This window comes from Brevundimonas sp. (assembly GCF_035561115.1).
Lineage (GTDB): Bacteria > Pseudomonadota > Alphaproteobacteria > Caulobacterales > Caulobacteraceae > Brevundimonas.
The window spans coordinates 1-10,402 of the sequence record NZ_DATMYH010000100.1 but is presented as its reverse complement, the minus strand read 5'-3'; the positions used below and the strand labels follow the sequence as shown (position 1 = coordinate 10,402).

Genomic DNA, 10,402 nt, shown 5'->3' with positions numbered 1-10,402 from the left:
GGGGACAGGCGGCGGAGATGATCCTGGACGCCTCGGCCTATGGCTTCGGCGAGGCCGATCTGATCGCCGAGGTGATGGCGGACGCGCCGCCCGGATTTGCGGGAGCGGCGTCATGAACGCGGCGCTCAGACAGACCCTCTCGCCGGCGCGCTGCCCCAGCGGCGGATTGCGCGTCCATATCGAGGGCGAGCCCTGCGTGCTGCGCTGTTCGGGGGCGCTGTGGGTGCTGAACCACCGCACCCTGATCGCGGCGGACCTGCATCTGGAGAAGGGCTCGGCCTTCGCCGCGCGCGGCCAGATGCTGCCGCCCTACGACAGCCGGGCGACGCTGGACCGGCTGGAGGCCGAGATCGATCTGCTGCAGCCGGCGGCGGTGGTCCTGCTGGGCGACAGTTTCCACGATGCGAAGTCGGTGGACCGTATGGCCGCCGAGGACAGGGCGCGGCTGGACCGGCTGGCGGCGGGCCGCGACTGGATCTGGCTGGAGGGCAACCACGACATCGCCGCCCTGGCGGGCGCCATGGACGAGCTGATCGGCGAGGTGGTCGAGACGATGGACCTGGGGTCGCTGCGCCTGATCCATGAACCGCAGGCCGGGGTGCGTCCGGGCGAGATCGCGGGACACCTGCACCCGGCGGCGCGGGTGGCGGCCTATGGGCGCGGCGTGCGGCGGCCGTGTTTCGTGACGGACGGGCGGCGGGCGGTGCTGCCGGCGTTCGGGGCCTTCACCGGCGGTCTGGACGTGAGGGATCCGGCCATCGCGGGCCTGTTCGCGGAGCCGCCCATGGCCGCGGCGCTGGGGCGGGAGCGGGTGCATGCGCTGGCGTGGGAGAGGCTCAAATAACCCCGGCGTTTCCGCGAATCCCGGGCAGCATGCCTTACGAAAGCACTGGGTCCCGGCTTTCGCCGGGATGCACGGTGAGAGGTTGGATCGGGACCCTTGGCAGCGCGTTCGACGCCGCCTCGATCCGCTCTTCCAGCACGGCCATGAACTCGGCCCTCTTCAGCCCCGCCGGGATCGCCGGCAGGAACTCGTACACCACCGTCCCCGGATACCGCCGGAAGCCATGCGCCGGCCAGTGGACGCCCGAGTTGGTGGCCATGGGGGTGCAGGGGCAGTCGAGGTCGCGATAGAGGGCGGCGATGCCGGGTTTGTAGTCGGCCGGGGCGCCGACCGGGGCGCGGGTGCCTTCCGGGAAGATCAGGATCTGGCGGCCTTCGGCGAAACGGGCGCGGGCCTGTCGCACCATGTCCTTCAGCGCCTTCGAATGGGCCGAGCGGTCGACGGCGATCATCTTCGTCTTCCAGGCGAACCAGCCGAAGAAGGGCAGGGGCGTCAGCTCCTTCTTCATGATGAAGCAGTTGTCGGGCAGCACGGCGAAGGGGGCGATGACGTCCAGCATGCTCTGGTGCTTGCCGGCGATCAGGGAGGCTCCGGTGGGCAGGTGTTCCATGCCGCGGAACTCGACCTTGACCCCGGCGATCCAGCGCAGGCCGAAGAAGATGAATTTCGCCCAGCCGCGGATCACCCACATGGCCTGGCGGTAGGGCATCAGCAGGGCCGGCGACAGGCCGACGGCGAACAGCGCCATCGACAGATAGAGCCAGACCACGAACAGCAGCGACCGGATCGCGGTCACGTCAGGCGGCCTTTTCGCCAGAGGCGTTGATGGGGGCGTCAGCCGGCGCGGCCCCGGCGGCGGGGCGGCCTCCGCCGACCGTGGCCCGGCCCAGGGCGGCGAGGTATTTCATGTATTCAAGCGTCATCCGGCGAGCGGTCACCGCGGCCTTCCACCAGCGCGAATTGTCCAGCGACGGCGTCTCGACGGCATAGGGCGTCAGCCGCACGCCCGGCGCGGCGGCGCGAATCTCGGTCAGGGCCCGGGGCATGTGATAGTCGGAGGTGACGACGATCAGGCTGTCATAGTCCTTGGCCGCGGCCCAGGCGGCGATTTCCTGGGCGTTGCCCAGGGTGTCCTCGGCCTCGAAGCCCAGGTCGACGCAGCAGTTGAACAGCTTGTTCGAGCCCGGCGTCAGGGCGCGCAGCTCCTGACGGCGGACCTCGCGGTTGACCCCCGAGATCAGCACCCGCTCGCCCTTGTCCTGTTCCAGCAGGCGGATGGCGGCGTTGACGCGTTCGGCGGACGGACCGGTCAGGGCGACGATGGCGTCGGCGCGCTCGGGCTCCGGCGCGGGCGTGAAGCCGCGCACCCGATCCGCGAAGGCGAACAGGCCGATCGCCCAGATCAGCGCCAGAATCGCGATGAAAGTCAGAAACTTCATGCGCTTAACCTAGTGCCGCCCCTTCAATCGCGCCAGCGCAGTGAAGCGCGCAGCCGCAAGCGCCACCGTAGCGGCCGCCAACGGGCATGGCGAGAGGATCAACAGGTCGCTCCACATCAGCGGCAGGGCGGGGGTGACGCCCTCCGTTCCGCCGAGAAAACGCAGGCCGGCCACCAGGACTATGGCGGCCGCGGCGCCGATGCCTCCCGCGGCGGCGGCCACGAGGCCGTAGCGAACCTGATAGAGGCCCGCGATGGCGGCGTCCGAGGCGCCGTTCAGGCTGAGCGTCTCGATCACCCCCGTCTGGGCCGCCATGCCCGCGCGGGTGGCGTAGGCGACGGCGACCCCCGCCGCGCCGGCGGTCAGCAGGAAGGCGGCGAGGGCCAGGACGGTGATCAGGGCGGCCGACCGCTCAACCTCGCCGCGCCAAAGGCTGTGGTCGTCGACGGTGGCGTCGAGTCCGGCCGAGGCGAGGGCGCGGCTCAGGCTGACGGCGCTGGCGGGACCGGTCCGGTCCAGCCGCACCGTGACCAGATGGGGGATGGGCAGGTCGGGCAGGACGGCGTCGCCGAGCCACGGCCGCAGCAGGGCCTCGGCGGTCTTGCGGTCCATGGCCTCGGCCTCGGTCACGCCCGGTACGCCGGCGAGGGTCTCGGCGGCGCGGGCGGCCGCCTCGGCCCCGGTCTCGCCGACGCGCGGACGGACCTGGACGGTGGCCTCGGACCGCAGCTGGCGGGCCCAGCCATGAGCGGCGCGGTCGGCCGCGACGGCGCCGACGGCCGACAGGCAGGCGAGGAAGCACAGGACGGCGATCAGCGAGGCCAGCCAGCGCTCGCCGCCCGCGTCGCGCGGGAGCAGGGAGGGGCGGCGCGAGAGCAGACGGCGGATCACGACAGGCCTCCGCTCAGACGTCCGCCCTCAAGACGCAGGATCGTCGCCCCGGATCGTTCAGCCAGGGCTTCGTCATGGCTGGCGATGAGGACGGTGGCGCCCAGCCGATTGAGCGACTGGAACAGTTTCAGCAGCCGCTCGCCCATCCCGGCGTCGACGCTGCCGGTCGGCTCGTCGGCCAGAATCAGGTCCGGCCCCGCGACCACGGCGCGGGCGATGGCCAGCCGCTGCTTCTCCCCGCCCGACAGGGAGGGCGGCAGGTCGTTCATCCGGTCGCCCAGACCGACCCAGTCCAGCATCTCCCCGACGTCGGCGGCGTAGTCGACCTGTTTGCCGCCCGCGAGCCGCAGCGGCAGGGCCACGTTCTCGAACACGGACAGATGGTCCAGCAGGCGGAAATCCTGGAACACCACGCCGATGCGGCGGCGAAAGTCGGGCAGGGCGCGGCGGGGCGCCCGGGTGGCGTCCTCGCCGAACAGATGCAGGGTTCCGGCGTCGGGGCGCTGCTGCAGGGTCAGCAGTTTCAGCAAGGTCGACTTCCCGGCCCCGGACGGCCCGGTAAGGAAGTGGAAAGAGCCCGATGGCAAGGTGAGGTTAACGTCCCGCAGCGCGCGGTGCGTCGCCGCATAGCCGAACCCGACGCCGGACAGGCGGACGGTGTCGGTCGAGGCGGCGGATCGTGTGGCGCGGCGGGGCTGGACGGACATCGATTTTGGGTCAGGACGCGGTTTCGAACCGCGACGGGAGGGGGCGAAGAGCCTCGCAGTCAGCCGACATGATACTGACCTGCCCGTCCTGCGCCACCAGCTATTTCACCCCCGATGAAGCGATCGGGCCCGGCGGCCGCACCGTGCGCTGCAAGGAATGCAAACACACCTGGCGGGCCACGCTGGACGAGCCGCTGGAGCTGTCCGTGTCGTCCAATCCGGCGGAGGCCGCCAGTTTCACCGCTCGCGACGAGCCCGAAACCGAATCGCTGGCGGAGACGCCGGCCCCCGAACTGCCCCGCGCCTTCCGCGCCCGCGCCGAGCAGCAGCGCCGCCTGCGCCGCGCCGCGACGCATGGCGTGGTCTGGGCCGGAATCGCCTCGGGCTTCGCCGCCCTTCTGGCCAGCGCCTGGTTGTTCCGGGTCGAGGTGGTCGAGATGGCCCCCCGCGCGGCCCAGGCCTATGCCGCCGTCGGCCTGACGGTGAATCCCACGGGTCTGGACTTCGAAGCCATCACCGCCAGACCCCTGCCCAGCGATCCGGGCAAGGTGCTGGTGTCCGGCGCTCTGCGGAACGTCCGCGACGACGAACGCACCGCCCCGCCCGTGCGGGTCGCCCTGCTGGACGCCCAGGGCGCCGAGATCGGCCACGCCGTGGTCCGCATCGACGCCGCCCCGGTGCTGCCGGGCAAGGTGCAGGGTTTCGCCGCCGTGATAGCCGATCCCGGCGCGCGCGGTCAGGGCATCGGCGTCGATTTCGTGCTGGATGCGCCGTCGCCTCGTCCCGAGCCGCGCCCCGCCGCCCCGGTGCGTTCGGACAGCCGTCGCGCTGCGCCGCCGCCGCCCGCCGTTCACGAACCCTCCTCGGCCCCGCTGCATGAGGCGGCCGTCGGCGGCCTGCGTCCTGCCCTGTCGCCGGGCGACTCCGCGCCGATGGACATGCAGCCGATCGACGCCGTCCCGGTGGTGGACATGCATGGGGTCGAGGCGGTATCCGCCTCGAATGGCTGAAACCCCCAGGCCCACCGTCCTTCTGCCCGAAGCCGAGGTTCAGCGCATCGTCGCCGACCTGGCGGCGCAGATCGCGCCCGTCATTGATGATGAAACCGTCGCCGCCGTCCTGCTGACCGGCGGCCTGTGGTTCGCGGCCGACCTGACCCGCGCCCTGTCGCGCCTGGGCCGCAACGTCCGCTTCGACGCCCTGTGGCTGGCGTCCTACGGCGACGAGAAGGAAAGCCGGGGCCGGATCGATGTCTACGCCCCCTTCCAGCGGCCGATCACGGGCCGCCGCGTCCTGATCATCGACGACGTCTTCGACACCGGCCTGTCGCTGGCCGAGGCCGTGCGGATCGCCACCGGGGCGGGCGCGTCCGAGGTCCTGACCGTGGTCTTCGCCAAGAAACCCTGGCCGCTGCCGCGCGCCCCCGAGCCGGACTTCGTCGGCTGGGAGGCGCCGAACCGGTTCCTGGTGGGATACGGGCTCGATCACGCCGGCGCCCTGCGCGGCCTGCCGGACGTCTGCGCGCTGGATTGAAGCGCTCCGTCTCCTCCCCATGAAATGGGGAGGGGGACCGCGAAGCGGTGGAGGGGCGCCTCCTCTACCCCTCCGTCACGGCGCGAAGGCGCGCCGCGCCACCTCCCCATCGCTGCGCGACAGGGAGGAGAGAGGCGGCTACAGCCACGCCGCCGTCGGCTCCCGCTCGAACATCTCGTCATAGGACGGTCGCGCCCGAACCACTGCCCATTGGTCCCCGTCGACCAGCACCTCCGGGACCAGCGGGCGCGAATTATATTCGCTGGCCAGCACCGCCCCGTAGGCGCCCGCGCCCATGAAGGCGACCAGATCGCCCGCCTGAAGCGGCGGCGAGCGTCGGTCGCGGGCGAAGATGTCGGTGGACTCGCAGATCGGCCCGACGAGATCGTAGGCCACGGGTTCGCCCTCACGCGCGCGCACGGGCACGAGATCATGGAAGGCGTCGTACAGGGCCGGGCGCATCAGGTCGTTCATGCCCGCGTCCAGCACGGCGAAGCGTCGGCCGTCGCCGCGTTTGTTGATCTGGATGACGCGGCTGAGCAGGATCCCGGCGTTGGCGGCCAGCAGCCGGCCGGGCTCGAACGCCGCCTCGACCTCCAGCCCGTCCAGCACGCCCGCGGCCATGGCGACATAGTCGGCGATCGAGGGCAGGTCGGACTGGCCATGATAGGGCACGCCGAGGCCGCCGCCGAGATCCAGCCGCGAGACGGTCAGGCCCTGCGCCCGCAAATCCAGCGTCATGCGCTTCAGCGCGCGGAAGGCGGCCTCCAGCGGCTCCAGCGTCGTGATCTGGCTGCCGATATGACAGGCCAGTCCGACCGGCGTCACATGCGGCGAAGCGGCGGCGCGGGCGTAGAGGGCCGGGGCGTCGGCGACGGGCACGCCGAATTTGTCCGCTGCGCCGCCCGTGGTGATCTTCGCATGGCCGCCTGCGCCGACGTCGGGATTGACCCGGATGGCGATCTCCGGAGACGCGCCCGTGCCGGCGGCCACGACGATGAGCCGGTCCAGTTCGACGGCGCTCTCGATATTGATCTGGCGCACGCCGACATCGATGGCGAAGGCCAGTTCCGCATCCGTCTTGCCGACGCCCGAGAAGACGATCCGGTCCGCGGGAATCCCGGCCTTCAGGGCCCGCCGGATCTCGCCTTCAGATACGGTGTCGGCGCCGCAGCCCAGCCGGGCCAGGGTGGCCAGCACCGACAGGTTGGAGTTGGCCTTGACCGCGAAGGCGATGAGGGCGTCGCCAAGAGCGCCGCGATGCGCGTCCGCCGCCTCGCGCAACAGGCCGTAGTGCCGCGTCAGGGTCGCGCTCGAATAGACATAGACCGGCGTGCCGACGGCTGCCGCCAGCGCCTCCAGCGGCACGCCTTCGGCATGAAGGGCGCCGTCTATCCGGTCGAAATGATGCAAGGGCCTAGTGGTTCGGCTGGGCGCCCGGGCCGTTGTAGGGGCTGGTCGGACCCCCGTCGATCGGCTGGGTGCTGGGCGGACGATAGACGGTGGCGGGCTCGGGCAGGCCGGGGGCGCGGCCGTCGCGCTGGCTGCGCTCGGTCTTCTTCGCCGGCGGCGCCTCGAGGTCGGCCATGCGGCCGCAACCGGCGGCGGAGAGGGCGAACAGGGCGAGGACGCCCAGGCTGACGATCGATTTCATCCCAATCCCCTACGCGAGACGCGTCTTCCATTCGGCGATGCGCGCGCGGACCTGTTCCGGCGCCGTGCCCCCGAAACTCTTGCGGCTGGCGCAGGAGGCCTCAGGGGTGAGCACCTTGTAAACCGCTTCCGTAACGCCCGCTTCAAGCGATTGCAGTTCGGCCAGGGGAAGTTGCGACAAATCCACGCCCAGCGCCTCGGCCCGCTTCACCGCCGCGCCGGTGACATGGTGCGCCTTGCGGAACGGCAGGTTCAATTCGCGCACCAGCCAGTCGGCCAGATCGGTCGCGGTCGAGAAGCCCGAGCCGGCCGCGGCGCGCATCCGCTCCGTGTTCGGTTGGAGCGCCGAGACCATGGCCGTCATGGCGCCCAGGGCCAGGGTCAGGGCGTCGAAGGCCTCGAACACCGGCGGCTTGTCCTCCTGCATGTCCTTGGAATAGGCCAGCGGCAGGCCCTTCATCACCGTCGACAGGGCGACCAGCGAGCCGATGATCCGGCCGGTCTTGGCCCGCACCAGCTCCGCCGCGTCCGGATTGCGCTTCTGCGGCATGATCGACGAGCCTGTGGTCAGGTCGTCGGGCAGGGCCGCGAAGCCGAACTGGGGCGTCATCCAGATGACGATCTCCTCGGCCAGCCGCGACAGATGGCCGGCGGCGATCGAGGCGGCGGCCAGGCTCTCGAGCGCAAAGTCGCGGTCCGACACCGCGTCCAGCGAATTGCCCATGGGCCGGTCGAAGCCCAGTTCCGAGGCCGTCATATGCCGGTCGATGGGGAAGGGCGATCCGGCCAGGGCGGCGGCGCCCAGCGGGTTCTCGTTCATCCGCCTGCGGGCGTCGGCGAACCGACCGGCGTCGCGGCCGAACATCTCGACATAGGCCATCAGGTGATGGCCCAGGGTCACCGGCTGGGCCGGTTGCAGATGGGTGAAGCCGGGCATCAGGTCGCCGGCGTGCTGCTCGGCCCGCACCAGCAGGGCCGACTGCAGCCCCTCCAGCTGCTCCACGGCGGCGTCGCAGGCGTCGCGGACCCACAGGCGAAAGTCGGTCGCCACCTGGTCGTTGCGGCTGCGCGCCGTGTGCAGCCGGCCGGACGGCTCGCCGATCAGCTCCGCCAGCCGCGCCTCGACATTCATATGGATGTCCTCGAACCGGTCGCGGAACGGGAAGGAGCCGCCGCGGATTTCGGCTTCTATGGCGTCCAGCCCGCCCAGGATGGCGTCGGCGTCGGCCCGCGTCACGATGCCCTGCCTCGCCAGCATGCGGCAGTGGGCCCGTGAACCGGCCAGATCCTGGGCCCACAGACGCCGGTCGACGGCGATCGAGACGTTGATCGCCTGCATGATGTCGGCCGGGCGCGCCGAGAAGCGGCCGCCCCACATGTCTTGACCTTCCGCGTTCGGTTCGGCTTTGGTCGGGGCGGGGGGCGTTGGATCGGACATGAAGGTCTCGAAGGCGGTTCTGGGCGTGATGGCGGGCGTGCTGCTGATCGGCGTGATCGGCGGCGCCGCGCTGCTATACGCCAAACCCGGCGTGATCGACAAAGCGGCGCCGCCGGCCGCCGCGAAAAGCGAACTGGCGCGGTTCGCGCGCGGCTCGATCGCCTCGCTGGAAACCCCCGCCGCGCTGGAGCCGGCCCCCGCCTATGTGTTCAGGACCCGCGACGGCGCCGACGCGCGGCTGTCGGACTTCCGCGGCAAGGTCGTCGTCGTGAACGTCTGGGCCATGTGGTGCCTGCCCTGCCGCACCGAAATGCCGACCCTGGCCCGGCTGGCCGAGGCCTATGCCGGTCAGGACCTCGTCGTCCTGCCCGTCAATGTCGACAATGACCCCGACAGGATCGCCGACGCGAAGAGCTTCATCGACGTGCATGAACCGCTGCCGCTGTACAGCGACCCGAAATTCCAGCTGCCGTTCGAACTACCCGGCAAGGGCAAGATGCCCCAGACGGTGTTGCTGGACCGGCAGGGACGCATCCGCGCCCATTTCTCGGGCGAGGCGGACTGGGCCAGCCCCGAAGTCCGCGAACTGATCGACGCCTTGCTGGCCGAAGGACGCCCGGCCGCCGGCTGATCGCCGGCGACGTGGACGCGACGGCTCAGTTGCCCCTGGTGTCGGTCGCCGTTTCGGCCTTCTGGTCGTCGGCCTTTTCCGCAAGGGTGTCGGTCGCCTCGTCGACCTCCTGCGCAACCTCGCCGGCGCCGGCGGCGATGGCGGAGCCGACCTGGGCCGCTTCTTCCTTCAGCGCGGAGCCCGCTTCCCCGGCGGCCTGACCCGTATCGGCGGCGGCCTCGTTGGCGTCGGCCTGGGCGTTGTCCTGTTCAGCCTGGCTGCAGGCGGCCAGCGACAGGGCGGCGAGGGCGGCGAGCGTGATGGTCTGGATGCGCATGGGAGTCCCCTTCAGCGATGAACCTTGGCGGTAAACGCGGGGAAGGGGGCGCGGTTGCGCCTCACGTCGACGCGGCGTCCCAGACTGCGCGCAGGCGCGCCGCCCGGCCGCAGAACCGGGTGTAGCCCGCATAGCGTTCGGGGTTCAGCCGGGCGAAGTCCTGATGATAAGCCTCTGCCGGCCAGAACCGGGCGGCGTCGCGCACCGGGGTCACGAAGCGGGCGGCCCCGATCCGCGCGGCCGCGGCGCGGCGCGACGCCTCGGCGGCCGGCTTCTGGGCGGCGGTGGCGAAGACGGCCGTCGCATAGGACGGACCCTGATCGCAGAACTGGCCGTCGGGGTCGGTGGGGTCGATGGTCAGCCAGAAGCGATCGACCAGCTGCCGATAGCTGATACGGGCCGGGTCGAAGGTGACCTGGACGGCCTCGAGGTGGCCGGTTCCGCCCCGCACCACCTGCTCGTAGGTCGGGGCCGGTCTGGAGCCGCCGGCGAAGCCCGATACGGCCGCGACCACGCCCGGCATGTGTTCGAAATTCGCTTCCGTCGACCAGAAGCAGCCGCCGGCGAAGACCGCGACCTCGCGCCGGCCGCTGTCGCGGGCCTGGGGGGCGGACGCGGTTGGCGAGGGCGCGCTTTCGGCGGGATCGCCGGGCGAACAGGCGGCGATGGCGAGCAGGACGAGGCTGGCGAGGGCGCGACGCGACATGGAGCGATCTCCGGCGGGCGAAGGACGCCCTGTCCTCAACATACGGCCCCCGGCCGGCCGCGGTTTCAAGGGGCCCCCAAGCAAAAACCGCCGGCCCCTTTCGGGACCGGCGGCTTTGTTGTCTGGCCGATCGGCCTTCCGTGTTTAGCGGAAGTTGATGCCGATGGTGGCGCGACGGTTGAGGGGCTCGCGCACGCCGTCGGCGGTCGGGCGGGCCAGGGCGGTTTCACCCTTGCCGTCCAGC

Annotated in this window: 14 protein-coding genes; 4 read left to right on the top strand and 10 right to left on the bottom strand. The window is 71.3% G+C overall.

The window, feature by feature from the left end; translation table 11 throughout:
* Positions 1–112: 112 nt before the first annotated feature.
* Positions 113–844: a ligase-associated DNA damage response endonuclease PdeM gene (gene pdeM / locus VN378_RS13060; RefSeq protein ID WP_325744013.1), complete on the top strand. Its 732-nt coding sequence runs from the start codon at positions 113–115 to the stop codon at positions 842–844.
* A gap of 34 nt (positions 845–878) precedes the next feature.
* Here the strand turns inward: pdeM and VN378_RS13055 are convergent, their stop codons facing one another.
* The 4 genes from VN378_RS13055 to VN378_RS13040 are packed head-to-tail and all read right to left on the bottom strand — an operon-like array spanning position 879 to position 3,881.
* Positions 879–1,640, bottom strand: a complete 762-nt coding sequence (locus VN378_RS13055; protein WP_325744012.1) for a lysophospholipid acyltransferase family protein — start codon at positions 1,638–1,640, stop codon at positions 879–881.
* A 1-nt stretch (position 1,641) separates the two neighbouring features.
* Complete coding sequence (locus VN378_RS13050) at positions 1,642–2,283, bottom strand: YdcF family protein (RefSeq protein WP_325744011.1); 642 nt, start codon at positions 2,281–2,283, stop codon at positions 1,642–1,644.
* A gap of 9 nt (positions 2,284–2,292) precedes the next feature.
* On the bottom strand, positions 2,293–3,174 hold the full coding sequence (locus VN378_RS13045) for an ABC transporter permease (protein ID WP_325744010.1): 882 nt from the start codon (positions 3,172–3,174) through the stop codon (positions 2,293–2,295).
* A complete protein-coding gene (locus VN378_RS13040; RefSeq protein WP_325744009.1) occupies positions 3,171–3,881 on the bottom strand; it encodes a cell division ATP-binding protein FtsE in 711 nt (236 codons plus the stop codon). The genes VN378_RS13045 and VN378_RS13040 overlap by 4 nt, the downstream gene beginning before the upstream one ends.
* A 68-nt stretch (positions 3,882–3,949) precedes the next feature.
* Between VN378_RS13040 and VN378_RS13035 the strand changes: the two genes are divergently transcribed.
* The gene (locus VN378_RS13035; RefSeq protein ID WP_325744008.1) at positions 3,950–4,891 is read left to right on the top strand and encodes an MJ0042-type zinc finger domain-containing protein; all 942 of its coding nucleotides are present in this window, start codon (positions 3,950–3,952) and stop codon (positions 4,889–4,891) included.
* Positions 4,884–5,414, top strand: a complete 531-nt coding sequence (locus VN378_RS13030) for a phosphoribosyltransferase (protein ID WP_325744007.1) — start codon at positions 4,884–4,886, stop codon at positions 5,412–5,414. Before VN378_RS13035 ends, VN378_RS13030 begins: the two co-directional genes overlap by 8 nt.
* A gap of 138 nt (positions 5,415–5,552) precedes the next feature.
* On the opposite strand, the gene lysA is transcribed toward VN378_RS13030, so the two are convergent.
* Genes lysA through argH form a run of 3 tightly spaced genes read right to left on the bottom strand, consistent with a single transcriptional unit; the run spans position 5,553 to position 8,445 of the window.
* Entirely contained in the window at positions 5,553–6,827 is a 1,275-nt protein-coding gene (gene lysA / locus VN378_RS13025) for a diaminopimelate decarboxylase (RefSeq protein WP_325744006.1), read from the bottom strand.
* Positions 6,828–6,831: 4 nt separating this feature from the next.
* Positions 6,832–7,068 carry a hypothetical protein gene (locus VN378_RS13020; RefSeq protein ID WP_325744005.1) on the bottom strand — a complete coding sequence of 79 codons (237 nt, stop codon included), beginning with the start codon at positions 7,066–7,068 and terminating at the stop codon, positions 6,832–6,834.
* Positions 7,069–7,077: 9 nt separating this feature from the next.
* Positions 7,078–8,445 (bottom strand): argininosuccinate lyase, encoded by a 1,368-nt coding sequence (gene argH / locus VN378_RS13015; RefSeq protein WP_325744004.1) that lies wholly within the window; start codon positions 8,443–8,445, stop codon positions 7,078–7,080.
* 58 nt (positions 8,446–8,503) lie between these two features.
* Here argH and VN378_RS13010 point away from each other — a divergent pair, with 58 nt between their 5' ends.
* On the top strand, positions 8,504–9,136 hold the full coding sequence (locus VN378_RS13010; protein WP_325744003.1) for a TlpA disulfide reductase family protein: 633 nt from the start codon (positions 8,504–8,506) through the stop codon (positions 9,134–9,136).
* A gap of 25 nt (positions 9,137–9,161) precedes the next feature.
* Here the strand turns inward: VN378_RS13010 and VN378_RS13005 are convergent, their stop codons facing one another.
* The 3 genes from VN378_RS13005 to VN378_RS12995 all read right to left on the bottom strand — a co-directional run.
* Positions 9,162–9,452 carry a hypothetical protein gene (locus VN378_RS13005; protein ID WP_325744002.1) on the bottom strand — a complete coding sequence of 97 codons (291 nt, stop codon included), beginning with the start codon at positions 9,450–9,452 and terminating at the stop codon, positions 9,162–9,164.
* A 61-nt stretch (positions 9,453–9,513) separates the two neighbouring features.
* Complete coding sequence (gene msrA, locus VN378_RS13000) at positions 9,514–10,158, bottom strand: peptide-methionine (S)-S-oxide reductase MsrA (RefSeq protein ID WP_325744001.1); 645 nt, start codon at positions 10,156–10,158, stop codon at positions 9,514–9,516.
* A 144-nt stretch (positions 10,159–10,302) separates the two neighbouring features.
* Positions 10,303–10,402: hypothetical protein (locus VN378_RS12995; protein WP_325740175.1), on the bottom strand; the 100-nt coding region annotated here is incomplete at its 5' end.